Annotated in this window: 16 protein-coding genes; 7 read left to right on the top strand and 9 right to left on the bottom strand. The window is 40.0% G+C overall.

Features of this window, described 5'->3' with window-relative positions; translation table 11 throughout:
- Positions 1-3 precede the first annotated feature (3 nt).
- From P3L37_RS01495 to ppiA, 3 genes are all read right to left on the bottom strand, one after another.
- A complete protein-coding gene (locus P3L37_RS01495) occupies positions 4-1,218 on the bottom strand; it encodes an aspartate aminotransferase family protein (RefSeq protein ID WP_109912898.1) in 1,215 nt (404 codons plus the stop codon).
- Positions 1,219-1,347: 129 nt separating this feature from the next.
- Positions 1,348-1,923: an aminodeoxychorismate synthase component II gene (locus P3L37_RS01490; protein WP_004265957.1), complete on the bottom strand. Its 576-nt coding sequence runs from the start codon at positions 1,921-1,923 to the stop codon at positions 1,348-1,350.
- 431 nt (positions 1,924-2,354) lie between these two features.
- The gene (gene ppiA / locus P3L37_RS01485; RefSeq protein ID WP_004265959.1) at positions 2,355-2,927 is read right to left on the bottom strand and encodes a peptidylprolyl isomerase A; all 573 of its coding nucleotides are present in this window, start codon (positions 2,925-2,927) and stop codon (positions 2,355-2,357) included.
- A 323-nt stretch (positions 2,928-3,250) separates the two neighbouring features.
- Here ppiA and yihA point away from each other — a divergent pair, with 323 nt between their 5' ends.
- On the top strand, positions 3,251-3,862 hold the full coding sequence (yihA, locus tag P3L37_RS01480) for a ribosome biogenesis GTP-binding protein YihA/YsxC (RefSeq protein WP_004265967.1): 612 nt from the start codon (positions 3,251-3,253) through the stop codon (positions 3,860-3,862).
- A gap of 497 nt (positions 3,863-4,359) precedes the next feature.
- Here the strand turns inward: yihA and polA are convergent, their stop codons facing one another.
- The 4 genes from polA to P3L37_RS01460 all read right to left on the bottom strand — a co-directional run bounded on the left by polA (position 4,360) and on the right by P3L37_RS01460 (position 9,493).
- Positions 4,360-7,152 carry a DNA polymerase I gene (gene polA / locus P3L37_RS01475; RefSeq protein WP_164528292.1) on the bottom strand — a complete coding sequence of 931 codons (2,793 nt, stop codon included), beginning with the start codon at positions 7,150-7,152 and terminating at the stop codon, positions 4,360-4,362.
- Positions 7,153-7,567: 415 nt separating this feature from the next.
- The gene (dsbA, locus tag P3L37_RS01470) at positions 7,568-8,188 is read right to left on the bottom strand and encodes a thiol:disulfide interchange protein DsbA (RefSeq protein ID WP_004265973.1); all 621 of its coding nucleotides are present in this window, start codon (positions 8,186-8,188) and stop codon (positions 7,568-7,570) included.
- Positions 8,189-8,221: 33 nt separating this feature from the next.
- A complete protein-coding gene (locus P3L37_RS01465) occupies positions 8,222-9,217 on the bottom strand; it encodes a serine/threonine protein kinase (protein ID WP_109912896.1) in 996 nt (331 codons plus the stop codon).
- Between the two features lie 6 nt (positions 9,218-9,223).
- Positions 9,224-9,493, bottom strand: a complete 270-nt coding sequence (locus P3L37_RS01460; protein WP_004262581.1) for a YihD family protein — start codon at positions 9,491-9,493, stop codon at positions 9,224-9,226.
- Between the two features lie 216 nt (positions 9,494-9,709).
- On the opposite strand from P3L37_RS01460, the gene mobA reads away from it, so the two are divergent.
- The 4 genes from mobA (at position 9,710) to P3L37_RS01440 (ending at position 12,241) form a co-directional block, all read left to right on the top strand.
- On the top strand, positions 9,710-10,297 hold the full coding sequence (gene mobA, locus P3L37_RS01455) for a molybdenum cofactor guanylyltransferase MobA (protein WP_004265977.1): 588 nt from the start codon (positions 9,710-9,712) through the stop codon (positions 10,295-10,297).
- A 2-nt stretch (positions 10,298-10,299) separates the two neighbouring features.
- A complete protein-coding gene (mobB, locus tag P3L37_RS01450) occupies positions 10,300-10,818 on the top strand; it encodes a molybdopterin-guanine dinucleotide biosynthesis protein MobB (protein WP_109912895.1) in 519 nt (172 codons plus the stop codon).
- Positions 10,819-10,893: 75 nt separating this feature from the next.
- The gene (locus P3L37_RS01445) at positions 10,894-11,592 is read left to right on the top strand and encodes a helix-turn-helix transcriptional regulator (RefSeq protein ID WP_109912894.1); all 699 of its coding nucleotides are present in this window, start codon (positions 10,894-10,896) and stop codon (positions 11,590-11,592) included.
- Between the two features lie 49 nt (positions 11,593-11,641).
- Positions 11,642-12,241: a glutathione S-transferase family protein gene (locus tag P3L37_RS01440; RefSeq protein ID WP_109912893.1), complete on the top strand. Its 600-nt coding sequence runs from the start codon at positions 11,642-11,644 to the stop codon at positions 12,239-12,241.
- A gap of 55 nt (positions 12,242-12,296) precedes the next feature.
- Here the strand turns inward: P3L37_RS01440 and gorA are convergent, their stop codons facing one another.
- Both gorA and P3L37_RS01430 read right to left on the bottom strand, forming a co-directional pair.
- Positions 12,297-13,649: a glutathione-disulfide reductase gene (gorA, locus tag P3L37_RS01435; RefSeq protein ID WP_004266020.1), complete on the bottom strand. Its 1,353-nt coding sequence runs from the start codon at positions 13,647-13,649 to the stop codon at positions 12,297-12,299.
- A gap of 138 nt (positions 13,650-13,787) precedes the next feature.
- Positions 13,788-14,630: a 23S rRNA (adenine(2030)-N(6))-methyltransferase RlmJ gene (locus P3L37_RS01430; RefSeq protein ID WP_004266023.1), complete on the bottom strand. Its 843-nt coding sequence runs from the start codon at positions 14,628-14,630 to the stop codon at positions 13,788-13,790.
- Positions 14,631-14,863: 233 nt separating this feature from the next.
- On the opposite strand from P3L37_RS01430, the gene P3L37_RS01425 reads away from it, so the two are divergent.
- Positions 14,864-15,268 carry a DUF1090 domain-containing protein gene (locus tag P3L37_RS01425; protein ID WP_004266026.1) on the top strand — a complete coding sequence of 135 codons (405 nt, stop codon included), beginning with the start codon at positions 14,864-14,866 and terminating at the stop codon, positions 15,266-15,268.
- A gap of 201 nt (positions 15,269-15,469) precedes the next feature.
- The gene (gene yhjD, locus P3L37_RS01420) at positions 15,470-16,462 is read left to right on the top strand and encodes an inner membrane protein YhjD (RefSeq protein WP_004266030.1); all 993 of its coding nucleotides are present in this window, start codon (positions 15,470-15,472) and stop codon (positions 16,460-16,462) included.
- Positions 16,463-16,490: the final 28 nt, after the last annotated feature.

Here is a 16,490-nt window from a genome sequence, read left to right as displayed (position 1 = left end):
CCACTAATTCAATAACTTACCAATCGCCGTTTCTAATTTCGCCATGCCGCTATTAATTTCTTCCTCGGAAATAATCAGTGAAGGCGTAAAACGTAAAACATTGGTGCCGGCATTGAGCATCATCAGACCTTCTACTGCACTGGCTTGCAGGATATCTTTCGAGCGATTCAATAGTTTGCCATCTAATTCAGCGCCAATTAATAACCCCATTCCTCTGATCTCAGAGAAAATGTGATATTTATCATTCAGTTTATTTAAATGAGCGACAAATAATTCACGACGCTTTTCGACACCATTTAATACTTCCTCAGTATTAATAATATCAAACGCCGCATTACCAACTGCACACGCTAAGGGATTGCCACCATAGGTGGTACCGTGCGCACCCACTTCCATGGTTTTTGCCACTTCTTCAGTGGTGATCATTGCACTAATAGGGAAACCGCCACCCAATGCTTTTGCCGTGGTTAAAATATCAGGCACAATATTGTAATGCATATAAGAAAATAATTTACCTGTACGGCCCATACCGCTTTGTACTTCATCAAAAATCAACAAGGCATTATTTTCATCACACAGCTTACGAACTCCTTGCAGAAATTTCGCTGTTGCTGCGGTGACGCCACCTTCACCTTGTACTGGCTCAAGAACAACTGCGCAGGTATTTTCATCAATGACCGCTTTGACAGCATCAAGGTCATTAAATGGCACATGAATAATATCCGCAGGTTTTGGCCCAAAACCATCCGCATATTTTGCTTGCCCACCGACCGAAACAGTAAATAATGTGCGTCCGTGGAAAGCTTGTTTGAAAGCGATAATCTTAGTTTTATAGGGGCTGTATTTAGTAATAGCGTAGCGGCGTGCTAATTTAAACGCAGCTTCGTTAGCTTCTGAGCCGGAATTCACAAAAAATGCGCGGTCAGCAAATGTCGCATTCGTGAGCTTTTGTGCTAACTTTAGCGCCTGCTCGTTAGTGAAAATATTACTGACATGCCATAGCTTTTCGCTTTGTTCACGCACCGCAGCCACCAAACTAGGGTGGCAATGCCCCAAAGCAAGAACAGCGATCCCACCAGCAAAATCAATATATTCTTTACCTTGCTGATCCCAAACGCGGCTACCTTCGCCTTTAACTGGAATAAATTCCGCTGGCGAAAAAATAGGTAACATAACTTGATCAAAAGTTTGCCGATTTACTACTGGTTGCTCAGACATACCCCTCACCTGCTCTTATTTAATGCAATTATGAAAATATAAGCATTAAATATGAATAAAAAATCAAAAAAGAGCAATAGCAAAGGGCATAATATGCATAATTAATTTTTTCTGAATACGATTGCTAAATTAATATTTTAGAAAATTGTTTAGTAATTCATGGCCTTGTTCACTCAGAATACTTTCAGGATGGAACTGAACACCTTCTATAGGCAAGGTTTTGTGCCGTATTCCCATGATTTCATCAACATCGCCATTATTCAGTGACCATGCGGATACATCAAAAGAAACAGGGAGTGTCTCTGCTGCAATCACTAACGAGTGATAGCGTGTCACTGTTAAGGGACGATTTAAGCCTTTGAATACACCTTGATGATTATGGTGGATAGCAGAGGTTTTACCGTGCATAACTTCTCGTGCTTTGACGACTGATGCACCAAATGCTTGCCCAATCGCTTGATGCCCTAAGCAAATGCCTAAAATGGGCAGTTTACCTGCAAAATATTTTATCGCCTCAAGGGAGATGCCAGCCTCATCCGGTGTACATGGCCCAGGTGAAATCACAAGATGTGTAGGCGAAAGCTGTTCAATTTCTTCGATGGTAATTTCATCATTACGTTTTACTACAACTTCAGCCCCTAACTCACAAAAGTATTGGTATAAGTTGTAAGTAAATGAATCGTAATTATCAATAAGTAGAAGCATATTAGCCTATCCGACTGATTTTTATCATTATATATTATTTTCTTATGCATATTTTTATCATGTTGGCAATCAGAACGATGATTAAAACACCATAAAAATAATAAGGGCGGCTATCATAGCACAGCCAAAGCAGGAAAATAGCCTATTTAAGTCAATGATTGTTTTTTCTCAGAGAAAATTTCCATATAAAAATCATGGAATTATATTTACATCCCTATAACAAAGCTGTATTTTGGTTAAGAATTACTTTAAATACAATGAAATAAAAGGCTGTTAAAAAGTAGCAAGCGCTGACACATTTTAACTAACATAGTTAATGAAGAAAAACTCAAAGAGGAAGGAAAAGCGTTTTTTAAGAAAAGTGGGCACGTTAAAACAACCTACCCACAGTATTCGACACGACAGTTTTTAATGACTATCGTTTTTAATCGCTACGGTTTTTTAATCACTTCAGCAGAAATAATTGTAACCGGTTCAACTGGGACATTTTGATATGGCCCTACGTTTTCCGTTTTTACTTTAGAGATTTTATCTGCAACATCCATCCCTTTTACCACTTTACCAAACACAGCATAACCAAAGTCACGTTGGCCGTGGTCTAAGAAAGCGTTATCAGCAACATTAATAAAGAATTGGCTCGTTGCGCTGTCTTTATTTGCAGTACGCGCCATAGAAATAGTACCGCGTAAATTACGTAAACCGTTATCCGCTTCATTTTTGATTGGAGCGCGGGTTTGTTTTTGCTGTAAATCTTTATTAAAGCCACCACCTTGAATCATAAAACCTGGGATTACACGGTGGAAAGTGGTTCCGTTGTAATAACCTTCATTAACATACTGAACGAAATTTTCTGTCGTAACAGGGGCTTTTTTACTATTCAGTTCTAATTCGATATCACCCGCCGACGTGACTAATTTAACATAAGTCTCACCCGCAGATAATGCAAGAGAAGATGCGCTCATTGCGCAGATGGCCAAAAGTGGCACAAAAATTCGTTTTAACATGTAAGGTCCCTTTCGTTATAGCTCATTACAACTGCAATCAAGCAATTCTAGAGTGAAGCCAACAAGAATGCTGAAGATTTACCTATATTTACGCCAAAAAATAAAAACACACCAAATGCGCTAAATTCTAGACCAATTTTAGTGAAAAACGTCATTAATAATGGTTATTTTTCTATTATTACAATTTCGCAGACTACAACACACAAAAAATAATACCTGACACCAAGGGAAAAGCGGTTAAGAGGATATTTCGAGTTGTCGGGAAGCGCTAAGCAAAGCTATAATCCTCGAGCCTTTTGAGGCTAACTCAGGGAGAAAGACAAATGGCAATTAAAAATCATAACTACCAGATGGCAAAATTTGTTATCAGTGCACCCGATATCCGTCATCTACCTAAAGATACCGGAATTGAGGTGGCTTTTGCTGGCCGTTCTAATGCGGGGAAATCCAGTGCGTTAAACGCATTAACACAGCAAAAAAGCTTAGCACGCACCAGTAAAACACCAGGAAGAACTCAGCTAATCAACCTATTTGAAGTTGAGGAAGGCGTTCGCCTTGTTGACCTTCCAGGTTATGGTTATGCCGAAGTTCCTGAAGAAATGAAACGTAAGTGGCAACAAGCACTCGGGGAATATCTCCAAAAACGCGAATGCATTAAGGGGCTTGTTGTATTAATGGATATCCGTCATCCATTAAAAGACCTCGATATGCAAATGATTGAGTGGTCTGTCGCAATGAATGTGCCAGTTCTGGTTTTACTCACTAAAGCAGACAAATTGGCTTCTGGAGCAAGAAAGAAACAGTTAATAGAAGTGCGTCAAGCACTTGCTCCACTTGAAGGGGATATTGAAGTCGAATACTTTTCAGCACTGAAAAAGATTGGTGTCGATAAACTCCGCATTAAGCTAGATAGTTGGTATAACACACCGGCTTGATTTCTTTAGTAGTGAGCCAGAAATGGTTCATTACACCCTCATACCTTCTAATTCACTGAATTTTAGATAAAAAAATGCTCCAGTCAAATACTTGACTGGAGCAGCTAATATTCAGCTAAATCCGATTACGTGAAGTAAAAGGTCTGAAAGATAGAACATCTTACCTCTGTACCCTACGCCTATTAATGTACTTTATTTTTCGCTCGAAAAAAAGCCTTTTTGTAATTTTTTTTCAAAGCTGTCTACGATTCAGCATGATAATACGAATGAAATAAGACAAAAAACGGATTTTAATTACATATTTATGAGATATATGTCGCATAAAAATGTTAATCATATCCTCAAATTTCATCATGAAATAATTGATTTATTACAGAATTATATTAAATTTCTAGTTAATAATTTCAAATGCATAATTATCTGTTATGTATTCGCTTAAACATAAAAAAACCCCCAATAACGTATTGGAGGTTTTGTAGATTCAATATTGTTAAAAATTAATGGGCTTCATCCCAGTTATCGCCTATCCCCACATCCACTTTTAATGGTACATCCAATTTCATGCTTTGTTCCATTAACAATTGGACCTGAGCTTGGACACGCTCTAACTCAGATTCTTTCACTTCAAAAACCAATTCATCATGAACTTGCATTAGCATATCTGCATGTGGCTTTTCGGTTTGCAACCAATTATCAACAGCAATCATGGCTTTTTTAATGATATCCGCTGCAGTTCCTTGCATTGGTGCGTTGATCGCTTCGCGTTCCGCGGCTTTACGGCGCATCCCATTACTGGACTTAATATCTGCCAGATATAAACGGCGACCTTCGAGGGTCTCTACATAACCTTGCTCAGACGCCTGCAAGCGTGTGTTTTCCATATAACGTAATACACCAGGGTAACGTTCAAAGTAAAGATCCATATAGCGCTGCGCCTCACCACGAGGTATCCCTAATTGACGCGCTAAACCAAACGCACTCATGCCATAGATAAGCCCGAAGTTAATCGCTTTGGCACTACGGCGTTGGTCACTAGTGACTTGTTCCAGTGGTACACCAAAGACTTCAGCGGCTGTTGCTTTATGGATATCTTTCCCTTCCGCAAACGCAGTTAATAGGCCTTTATCTTGGGATAAATGCGCCATAATACGCAATTCAATTTGCGAGTAATCCGCCGCCATCACTTTATAGCCATCACGAGCAATAAAGGCTTGGCGGATCCGGCGCCCCTCTTCAGTTCTAACAGGGATATTTTGTAAGTTAGGATCTCGAGAAGACAAACGCCCTGTTGCTGTGACGGCTTGGTGGTAAGAAGTATGAACGCGCTGAGTACGCGAGTTAATCATTAGCGGCAGTTTATCCGTATACGTGGATTTTAATTTGGCTAAACTACGGTGCTCGAGCAACAATTTTGGCAATGCATGATTCAGCGCCAATTCCTCGAGCACTTCTTCATTAGTCGACGCTGCCCCACTTGGTGTTTTCTTTATCACCGGCAATTGCAATTTTTCGAATAAGATAGTTTGCAATTGTTTTGGCGAAGCGAGGTTAAACTCTTCCCCTGCAAGCTCGAAAGCCTCTTTTTCCAGCTCAGCTAAACGAGCGGTAATCACCTTTGACTGCGCTGCAAGTACGTTTGCGTCAATTAAAACACCTTTGCGTTCCATGCGGACTAACACAGGCACAAGTGGCATTTCAATATTTTGGAAAATATGATTAAGCGTTGGCTCAGCTTCTAATTGTGGGTATAACGCTTGGTGCAGTAATAACGTGACATCCGCATCTTCCGCGGCATAATTAGCTGCTTCTTCTAAGGCGATTTGATTAAATGTCAGCTGTTTTTTACCTTTACCCGCGATTTCTTCAAAGCTCACAGTTTTGTGGTTCAAATGGCGATCGGCCAAGCTGTCCATATCATGGCGCCCCATTCCCGCAACACTATTTAACACATACGATTCCAGCATGGTGTCATAGCCAATACCTTTTAATTCAATGCCGTAGTTTTCAAGAACTTCTGCATCATATTTCAAGTTCTGGCCAATTTTGAGAATTTTTTCACTCTCAAGCAAAGGTTTCATAACTTCCAAAACCTCTTCCAGAGGGAGTTGTACTGGCGCATCTAGGTAATCGTGACCTAATGGCAAATAAGCGGCATGCCCTGGCTCAATTGCAAATGACATGCCCACTAAACGGGCTTCTTGGGTATCTAAGCTATCGGTTTCAGTATCAAAAGCAAATAACGATGCCTTGCTCAGTTTTTCAACCCAGCGCTCTAAATCCGCTTTTTCTAAAATCGTTTGGTAATTTTCAGCACTCAATGTTGGTGCTGTTGGGATTGATGGTTTGGCAGCTGACGTTGCTGGCGTTGGGCTCACTTTTGTACTTGTGCCTTTCCCCTCCATCCAAGTCCCATTTTCAACATCCGTTAACCAACGTTTAAATTCATAACGGCTGAATAATTGATGTAGTTTATCCACATCTGGCTGAACAACTTGTAATTCTTCACAGGTTTTTTCCAGCTCAACATCCGTTTTAATTGTCGCTAATTGATATGATAAAAAAGCAACATCACGGTTTTCAGCCATTTTAGGGGCTAAGGTTTTAGAGCCTCTAAAACCTAATGGAGCGATAGCTTCAAGGTCATTATAAATTGCTTCTAAGCTACCAATGCCTTGCAGTAAGGCTAGTGCTGTTTTTTCACCAACACCAGGCACGCCAGGAATGTTATCTGACGAATCCCCCATTAAGGCTAAAAAGTCGATAATAAGCTCAGGAGGCACACCGTATTTTTCTTTGACTTCATCAGGCCCTAGAATAGTATTATTCATGGTATTGATGAGCGTAATATTAGGCTCAACTAATTGCGCCATATCTTTATCGCCCGTACTGATTAACACTGGCATACCTTTTCGGCTTGCTTCACAAGCTAATGTCCCGATGACGTCATCGGCTTCCACCCCTGAAACAACAAGTAAAGGTAACCCCATCGCTTCCACCATTTCATGCAATGGAGCGATTTGAGCGCGCAAGTCATCAGGCATAGGTGGGCGATGAGACTTATAGCTTTCGAACAATTCATCACGAAATGTTTTTCCCTTCGCATCAAAGACAACCGCTACATGGCTAGGTTTATACTGCATAATTAAACTGCGTAGCATATTAAGCACGCCATACATTGCCCCTGTAGGCTCACCAGCACTATTGGTCAGTGGAGGGAATGCATGATAAGCACGGTATAAGTAAGAGGAACCATCAACCAAAATAAGGGGGTTTTCTGCAATCTGAGCCATAATCTGTCATCATCTTTTAGTCAGGAACGAATACTAATAGGATGCCATAATGTCGCCTCAGATACATCCCAAGTTTTATATTCCGCTTAATCGCATTGTTAAAAGCACATCAAATCATTCACGATTTCAAATACATTATTTATTACGATTAGTTAAAATTATTATTTACAATTAAATTAATCACACCAATGTACTAAATACCTGATTAACATCCTGTGGATAACCTTGTGTGTAAATTTGTGTTACTCAGTAAATTCAATAAGTAATATGAAGATTAACAGTATAAACAGGAAAGTAAAATCAAAGAGTTAGCACAAGATTGAGTAGATTTAATACACCAGAGAGAACGTCTTAGAATTGTGGATATTGATAGGAGAAAAAAGACGATGGTAAATTTACCACCGTCTATTTACGATTATTTTTTACTGACTAAGAAGTTCACAACGTTAGAGAACTCTTTGCCATAATCAGCGGCATTATCAACTGAGATACCGTTATTACGAACTTGGTATTTACCATCAACAAATAATGCAGGAACACCACGCAATTTTAAGTCTTGCGCTGCATTTTGCTGTTTCGCAACGATAGATTTTACAACGAAGCTATTTAAAGCTGCATCATACTCATCACCAGAAATACCCGCTTTGATAAAGGCATTACGAATATCTGCTTTGCTGTTGATAGTTTGCGTTTTTTGGATACCTTCAAACAGAATAGGCGTCACTTTGTCTTCTGCTTTCAGGACAATCGCAACGGCCCAAGCTTGGGTTAAATCAGCACCTAAAGGACCAAGAAAATCAACGTGATAACGTTCCATTTTCACGCCTTCTGGCAAGTTTTTCTCTACGGTTTGAGGCACTTTATACACACTCTCAAATTGATAGCAGTGTGGGCAATAAAATGAGAAGAACTCCAGAACTTGCGGTAAATTTGGTACAGCTTTAACATCAGTATACTCTTTACCTTCCGTGTAGTTTGCCGCTGCAGCACTAAAAGACATGGCAATACCAAGCAAAGCCAACATAATTTTTTTCATAGACTACATTCTCCAAAAACAAAAACTTAAAAGTTAAAACTGAGGGGTTAACTGCAAAGGGGCGTCTTGCAACCGTTCAATCTGTTGATTAAATTCGAGCGATTGTTTTTGCCAAAAATCATCAGCTTGTAGCCAAGAAAATGCTCGAGGAAATGCAGGGTCTTGCCAACGGCGGATAATCCACCCGAGATAATGTACCATGCGCATTGCTCTAAGAGGTTCAATAAGCTTCAGCTGTTTTACATCAAAATCACAAAACTCATTATACGTTTCTAATAACGTATCCAATTGAATGACTTGTTCTTGGCGAGAGCCATTAAGTAGCATCCAAAGGTCTTGGATTGCAGGCCCGTTTCGGGCGTCATCAAAATCCACCAGCCAAGCTTCATCGCGCCATAGAATATTGCCTGGGTGGCAATCACCTTGTAGACGAATAGATGAAATTGAGCTAGGCCACTGCAATTTTACTTGTGCAATCAATGCATCTAAAGACGTTATAAATTGGGACTTATAACGTTCTGCAATTAAAGGGCTCGATGCTATCACTTGTCGAGGTTGTGCCAAATATTCATCAAGGCCTATTGTCGGACGAAATGCAAAATTTTTACGCTGACCAATTTGGTGTATACGCCCTAATAAGTGGCCGACACTTTCTAATTGAAACAAGTTATCTGTTTCATATTGTCTGCCACCGACACTCGGAAAAATTGCAAATATAAACCCACCAAATTCCAATACCGTTTGCCCTGCAAATTCAAGAGGTGCAGCTACAGATAACCCTTCATCTCGTAGCTCTAAAGTGAAATCATGTTCTTCTTGAATTTGTGAACGGTTCCAACGCTCGGGGCGATAAAATTTAACCACATAGCGTTGCCGATTTTCATCTTGGAACTGATAAACTCGATTTTCGTAGCTATTTAGTTCAAGCAGCCCAGATTCAGGGTAAACTCCGACTTCCATTAAGGCGTCTAAAATTAAGTCGGGGGAAATTCCACTAAAATGGAAATTCGAATGTTCTATTTGATCCATCACGTTTTAATCTTTAATAATGCCACGGGCACGCAAAATAGCGGTTTTAAAGTCATCTTCATAATCTTTTTTTAAACCAGGGATCGCTTCATTGCTGTCCGAGCCACGCATTTTTAAATGATAAATCAGCACATCATCTGTTAACTCAGATAAACTGCCTTTAAAACCTGCTTCGTCAGCCAGCTTTTGCAATAATTCTACTAAGTTTAAATCTGAATTATCTTTCCAGACTGGGTGCAGAAGCTCAATAACTTCATTTAAGCGATGGCATTTCATGTTTATTCCTTTATCACGAATATTCGATACAAGTTACCAATAATCATACAAGAGAAAAAGCGAACTGTTGTCAATCTACGTAAAGTTTAACTGCAATACGCGGGAATATTCATTGATTTTATAGCAAAATAGAATAAATTTTAGTAATTACTATACTCGAAAGTGTTTTCTACGAATGTTGAAACATTTTCTTGAAGATATTCAAGGATATTGAACATGTCATTTCGTCAGTCAATAACCGGTGTCATACTTGCAGGCGGCCGAGGAAGCAGGATGGGTGGGCAAGATAAAGGCTTAGTTCCTTTACTCAGTAAACCACTCTACCAGTATATTTTAGCGCGTTTAAGCCCCCAAGTGGGCCAAGTCATCATCAATGCAAACCGCAATCAAGCGCGTTATCGAGAAAGCCAGTTGACCGTTATTTCTGATTTAAATAGTGATTTTTCTGGTCCACTCGCTGGAATGCAAGCTGCACTACACTATGCTAAGACAGAGTGGTTGCTATTTGTACCTTGTGACGTTCCTGATTTTCCACTTAATTTAGCTAAAAAAATGTTTAGTGAGAAAGGCACTCACCTTGCCTGCTATGCACAAGATAATGAGCGAGAGCATCCAACATTCGCTTTACTACACAACTCGCTTAAAACTCGCCTTGATGATTACCTTGCAAGAGGCGATCGCAAACTGATGCTATTTATGCGTGAAATCGACGCAAAAGGTATCATTTTCACGTCAGAGTCTGACACGTTTATTAATTTAAATACTCCGGAAGATAGCCGTCTATGGGAGCGGCAACGAAAATAGCCATGAATCAGAATACTCTACCTCTACTTGGCATTACCGCTTATAGCGGCACTGGCAAAACAACATTATTAAAAAAAGTGATCCCGTTACTTCGCAAACGTAATGTTCGCGTTGGTTTAATTAAACATACCCACCATGATATGGAAGTGGATAAACCGGGCAAAGACAGCTTTGAATTACGTAAGGCAGGTGCAGACCAAACGCTCGTTGCTAGTGAAAAACGTTGGGCGTTAATGACCGAAACCCCCGACGCTAATGAAATGGATCTACGCTATTTAGCCAGCCGTTTCGATCCAGCTTCGTTGGACTTGATCCTCGTTGAAGGGTTTAAACATGAGCCAATCGATAAAATCGCATTATTTCGTGCTGAAGTTGGCAAACCCCTCAATGGGTTAATCGATAACTATGTCGTTGCCATTGCCAGTAATGAAATCATTGAGACTCATGTGCCACAATTAGATATCAATAACCCTGAGCAAATCGCTGATTACATTGTGTCTTGGTGGCAAAAAAGCCAATAACATCGTCATATTGCGTCTATTTTATAGCTCAAATAGGCGCAATTGACCTTCAACCTAAAGAATTTACATACGCGAATGACCCGTACCCAACGTTTACTGACTTTATTACAGATACTCAAAGAGAATCGCTATCCTATTACCGCTGAAGCACTTTCATCACAACTGCAAGTCAGCGTGCGTTCTATCTATCGAGATATTGAATCCCTACGAGACCAAGGTGCTGAAATTGTCGGGGAAGCCGGTATTGGCTACCAATTAAAAACGGGTCTATTACTACCGCCTTTAGCTTTCGATGAAAATGAACTTGAAGCCTTAATATTAGGTTTACGTTGGGTAAAAAGTAATGCAGATAGTGAACTAAAAAACTCCGCAATACGGGCGATAAGTAAGATTAACTCCGTGGTGGCAGGTCATTCACAGAAAATTCTAAATCAAAATACCTTATTTGCTCCTACCACACATTTCTATGAAATTAACGATATCATCGTTAAAGACTTACGTTTAAGTTTACGAGAAGAATGCAAAGCCAAAATGACTTATCTTGATGGACAAAACCAGCCTAGTGAACGAATTATTTGGCCAATTGCAATTGGTTATATGAAAGATTCACAAGTACTGGCTGCTTGGTGTGAATTACGGAAAAGTTATCGCCATTTTCGTTTAGACCGCATTCAATCTTATTGTGCTCTTACTGACAAACTCCCTTATCCAAAAAACTACCTGCTAGAACGCTGGCAAAAAGAAGTATTGTGCGTCTCTCCTGACAATTTCTGACACTCAACTCCCTTATAGTAAGTGCTCAACTTCATATAAGGAAATCACCATGAGCGAACTGGTTCTTTTTACTAATTCAATGTCACGTGGCAACACGGTCGACCTACTATTAAAAATTTTAGATGTTCCTTACAAGCGTATTGAATTAGATTATGGTGCAGATATGCATACGGCTGAATATCTTGCAATTAATCCGATGGCGAAAGTTCCCGCACTTGTTGATGGTGATGCGATTGTGACGGAAACGGCGGCGATTTGTCTCTATTTAGCCGATAAATTTATTGAAAAAGGCTTAGCGCCTGCATTGAATGACCCTAAACGTGCAGATTATTATCGCTGGTTCCTATTTACTGCAGGGCCCATTGAATCCGCATTCACTATCAATAACTTAGGTATTCAATTAGATGAAGAGCAGCAAAAATCTTCTGGTTTTGGTTCTGTCGAACGCACCATGGCTTGCTTAGAAATCGGCTTAAATAACGCTAAACCGTTTATTTGTGGTGAGCAATTTACCGCAGTGGATGTGTATGTCGGGGCGTTTGTCATGTTTTTAGTCAAATACCAAATCATGGAAACGACTCCTGCGATGAAAAAATACCTTGATAGCTTAGCAGTCATTCCTGCGATTGCAGAGCTGTTGGCAAAATAATACAAAAAAAGCTAAGTTCAGATGAACTTAGCTTTTAATTTTAGATAACCAATGCTTAACGCATTGTCACAAATTCTTCTGCCGCTGTTGGGTGAATAGCCACCGTATTATCAAAGTCTTTTTTGGTTGCACCCATTTTTAATGCAACCGCAAAACCTTGTAGGATTTCATCCATTCCGAAACCAATACCATGGATGCCAACGATTTTTTCATCTTCACCAACACAAACTAATTTCATACGGCAAGGTTGACGGTGTGAAGTGACGGCGGTATACATTGCAGTGAAAGATGATTTATAACATTTCACTTTATCAGCACCATATTTTTCAATCGCTTCAGGTTCAGTTAAACCAACAGTGCCAATTGGTGGGTGCGAGAATACCACCGTTGGGATATTACTGTAATCTAAGTGTTCATCCGGTTTATTATTAAATAAACGTTCAGATAAACGACGACCAGCCGCAACCGCTACAGGAGTTAACTCAACCGCGCCAGTGTTATCACCAACCGCATAAACACCCGGCACATTGGTGTTCTGGTATTTATCAACCTTGATATAGCCTTTTTCATTCAGTGCGACGCCTGTTGCTTCAATATTCAGGTTATCTGTCATTGGTTCACGACCAATAGCCCAAATTAATGCATCGACCGTTTGTTCTTGGCCATTTTCCAGTTTTAATGTTAGTGAGCCATCTGCATTTTTCACGACTTCTTTTGGAATTGATTCCGTATGCAGTTTAGGGCCTTCGGTATTCATGACTTCCACTAATGTTTCGACAATCAGCGGGTCAAATGAGCGCAGCGGGGCGTGTTTGCGCACAAATAAATGCGCCTCTGCACCTAAACCATTTAATACACCGGCGAGTTCAACGGCAATATAACCGGCACCCACAACCGCAACACGTTTTGGTAATGCTTCAAGTTCAAAGAAACCGTCAGAAGTCATACCATATTCTGCACCTGGGATAGCAGGGATCACTGGGCGGCCACCCGTCGCAATCAAAATATGGTCTGCGGTGTAGGTTTCACCATTTACTTCAACAGTGTGTGCATCAATAAAACGCGCAAAACCATTGATGACATCAACTTTATTATTACCTAAGACACGGTCATAAGACTGGTGAATGCGGTCAATATAAGCAGTACGACTATCAATAAGTGTTTTCCAATCAAAACGATTAATTGTCGCATCAAAACCATAATCAGGACCATAATTGCGAATAGCTTCTGAGATTTGTGCTGCATGCCACATCACCTTTTTCGGTACGCAGCCCACGTTAACACAAGTCCCACCTAATGCTTTCGCCTCAATTAAGGCACATTTTTGCCCATACATTGCTGCACGGTTCATCGACGCAATACCACCGCTTCCGCCACCAATTGCGATATAGTCGTAATGTTTGCTCATAATTTGGTTATTCCCATTGATTGAATGATTTATGAATGCATTTTCTCGCATCATGCTATTGATTGTCATGGCATAAATAGCGCTTTACGATAGATAACACCTGTTAATTTAATCGGTATTACCTATCAAAAATACAGTTTACTCTGGAACAATCCACTCAACTAACGTATGTCCAGTCCCTTCAGGGACGAGTGTTTTGTGTAACCACGGCAGCACATTCTTCATTTGCTGCTCAAGTTTCCAAGGTGGGTTGATAACAATCATACCGGATGCCGTCATTCCACGTTGATCGCTATCAGGACGTACCGCCAATTCAATTTGTAGTATTTTTCGAATGCCTGTTGCTTCTAATTGATTGACCATACGCTTAATTTGTTGACGCAATACAACAGGATACCAAATTGCATATGTTCCTGTTGCAAAGCGTTTATAGCCTTCCACCACCCCTTTCACGACCGCTTCATAATCCGTCTTCATCTCATAAGGTGGGTCCATTAGCGCAAAGCCACGTCGACTCTGTGGGGGTAATTTAGATTTCAGTTGTTGATAACCATCTTCTCTGAAAACCTGCGCGCGGTTATCCCGTGAAAATTCCGTACGTAATAATGGATAATCGCTCGAATGTAATTCAGTTAATACCAGCTTATCGTGTTCACGTAATAAATATTTTGCCAATAATGGTGAACCTGGATAATAGCGTAAACGCCCATTATCATTCAGCTGGCGCACAATATTCATATACGGCAATAATTCCTCAGGTAAATCCGGTTGCTCCCAAATACGCGCAATCCCTTCAAGATATTCACCTGTTTTTTCCGCATGTTCCCCCGTTAATTGATAACGGCCCGCACCTGAGTGCGTATCTATATACAGAAATGGTTTTTCTTTCTCTTTCAGAGATTCAATGATCAAACTCTGTACCGTGTGTTTTAGCACATCGGCATGGTTGCCTGCGTGAAAGCTGTGACGATAACTTAACATGTAACGTTTATTTCCTGAGGAAATTCAATATTAGCCACTAAGATGACTATTATTAAATAGGTTCTTTAAAGATAGCCTTTTTGAACAAAAAATAGACCGGATTTATTCTTCCGCCTCATTATAGCTAAATTTAGCAACAAATGTCATAACCATAGTCATGCTAAAATTCACATGACCAGAATGAAAGAAAACGCTATCCTAAACACAAATTTAAAAATAAACAGAGGTAAATTATGAATAAGTTACTTATCACCACCAGCGCTTGTGTTTTATTTTTTGCTAGCTCATCGGCAATGGCAGCAAAAACACAAAACGGCTGCGAAATAAAAAAACAACGCATCGAAGAACAAATCAATTACGCTAAGCAACATGGAAATCAGCATCGAGTAAGAGGCTTAGAAGAAGCATTAGATAATGTGAATCGTTATTGTACGCCGGAATCTTTATACCGTGATAGCCAAAAAGAGGTAGCAGAGAAAACAGAAAAAGTGCAAGAACGTGAAGCTGAATTACAAGAAGAAAAACTAGAGGGCAATGACCGTAGCAAAATTGAAAAGCGCGAGAGAAAATTAGCAGAAGCACAAGCTGAATTAAAAGAGGCCCAAGCTGAGCTGAAAGTTTATAAAGATGCGCTTTAGCCTATCGCCCCTTTTCCTCTGATTAATTAATTAGTTACTTTAACTTTAAACAAACATCCCAATGACTATTTATCTCATAACACAGTCATTGGGATGAATTTATTGGCCAATTTAAGCTATAGTATTGTGCATATCATTCATTTATAGGCATTAAATAGGTCGAAAAGTCAGACAATTTTAGTTGCGGGAAAAGGGGATTAAATGTCGAATACGCAGGAAGAAGAACAAAAAGATACCAATAAACTGAAAGCGACACTGAATAAAAGTATTGATGGCAGTAAAAAAGCATTGACCTTCTCAATGCGAGTTGTGAACTTTATTTGTGCGATTCCTTTTATTGCTCATATCATTCGTACTGCACAACGTTTTAACGACCGAATGGGAAACCAGTTTGGGGCTGCAATTACCTATTTTTCCTTTCTCTCTTTAATTCCTGTTTTAATGTTTTCATTCGCCGCTGCCGGTTTTGTATTAGCCAGCAATCCTGAATTACTTGAAAAATTAGTTCGTGGAATTTCTGCAAATATTACTGACCCTACGCTCGCAAATACATTAGAAAGAACAATCGATACGGCAATACGTCAACGTACGACAGTTGGATTAACCGGGTTAGCTTTAGCCGTATACTCCGGAGTTAATTGGGTTAATAACTTACGCTTGGCTATTTTGGCTCAATCACGTTCTGTATGGGAACGTAATGAAGATGAACATGAAAATATTATTTTCCGCTACATTCGCGACTTCTTTGCTTTAATTGGTCTACTTATTGCCTTAATTGTGACAATTACCCTGACTTCTGTTGCTGGCTCTGCACAGGCGACGATTGTCAGTACGCTTGGGCTAGACGGTATAGAATGGCTAAAACCTGCTTGGACACTGATTGGTTTAACCATATCCATTACAGCCAACTTCCTATTATTTTTATGGATTTTTTGGATCCTACCGCGCATGCAACATCGCCGCAGATCACTATTTAAAGGAACATTGCTGGCGGCCATTGGGTTTGAAATCATAAAATCCATTATGACTTGGATTTTGCCTAACCTTGCTTCATCGCCTTCTGGAGCCGCATTTGGTTCAGTCCTTGGGCTAATGGCCTTCTTCTACTTCTTTGCGCGTTTAACTTTATTTTGTGCAGCTTGGATAGCCACTGATGAGCCAAAAGGTTCATTGGATAACGAAATGGTTGAATAGCAGCTTATTGAGGGCGGTGATGTAACCC

The organism is Providencia sp. PROV114 (genome assembly GCF_032704305.1).
Lineage (GTDB): Bacteria > Pseudomonadota > Gammaproteobacteria > Enterobacterales > Enterobacteriaceae > Providencia > Providencia rettgeri.
This window is presented reverse-complemented; position numbering and strand designations above follow the sequence as displayed.

Excerpts from the sequence above, each read along its gene's own strand:
- P3L37_RS01490 (WP_004265957.1), bottom strand. The coding sequence starts at position 1,923 with ATGCTTCTACTTATTGATAATTACGATTCATTTACTTACAACTTATAC.
- ppiA (WP_004265959.1), bottom strand. The coding sequence starts at position 2,927 with ATGTTAAAACGAATTTTTGTGCCACTTTTGGCCATCTGCGCAATGAGC.
- mobB (WP_109912895.1), top strand. The coding sequence starts at position 10,300 with ATGAATCAGAATACTCTACCTCTACTTGGCATTACCGCTTATAGCGGC.
- gorA (WP_004266020.1), bottom strand. The coding sequence starts at position 13,649 with ATGAGCAAACATTACGACTATATCGCAATTGGTGGCGGAAGCGGTGGT.
- dsbA (WP_004265973.1), bottom strand. The coding sequence starts at position 8,188 with ATGAAAAAAATTATGTTGGCTTTGCTTGGTATTGCCATGTCTTTTAGT.
- P3L37_RS01465 (WP_109912896.1), bottom strand. The coding sequence starts at position 9,217 with ATGGATCAAATAGAACATTCGAATTTCCATTTTAGTGGAATTTCCCCC.
- P3L37_RS01495 (WP_109912898.1), bottom strand. The coding sequence starts at position 1,218 with ATGTCTGAGCAACCAGTAGTAAATCGGCAAACTTTTGATCAAGTTATG.
- P3L37_RS01445 (WP_109912894.1), top strand. The coding sequence starts at position 10,894 with ATGACCCGTACCCAACGTTTACTGACTTTATTACAGATACTCAAAGAG.
- yhjD (WP_004266030.1), top strand. The coding sequence starts at position 15,470 with ATGTCGAATACGCAGGAAGAAGAACAAAAAGATACCAATAAACTGAAA.
- P3L37_RS01425 (WP_004266026.1), top strand. The coding sequence starts at position 14,864 with ATGAATAAGTTACTTATCACCACCAGCGCTTGTGTTTTATTTTTTGCT.
- mobA (WP_004265977.1), top strand. The coding sequence starts at position 9,710 with ATGTCATTTCGTCAGTCAATAACCGGTGTCATACTTGCAGGCGGCCGA.
- polA (WP_164528292.1), bottom strand. The coding sequence starts at position 7,152 with ATGGCTCAGATTGCAGAAAACCCCCTTATTTTGGTTGATGGTTCCTCT.
- P3L37_RS01430 (WP_004266023.1), bottom strand. The coding sequence starts at position 14,630 with ATGTTAAGTTATCGTCACAGCTTTCACGCAGGCAACCATGCCGATGTG.
- P3L37_RS01460 (WP_004262581.1), bottom strand. The coding sequence starts at position 9,493 with ATGAAATGCCATCGCTTAAATGAAGTTATTGAGCTTCTGCACCCAGTC.
- yihA (WP_004265967.1), top strand. The coding sequence starts at position 3,251 with ATGGCAATTAAAAATCATAACTACCAGATGGCAAAATTTGTTATCAGT.
- P3L37_RS01440 (WP_109912893.1), top strand. The coding sequence starts at position 11,642 with ATGAGCGAACTGGTTCTTTTTACTAATTCAATGTCACGTGGCAACACG.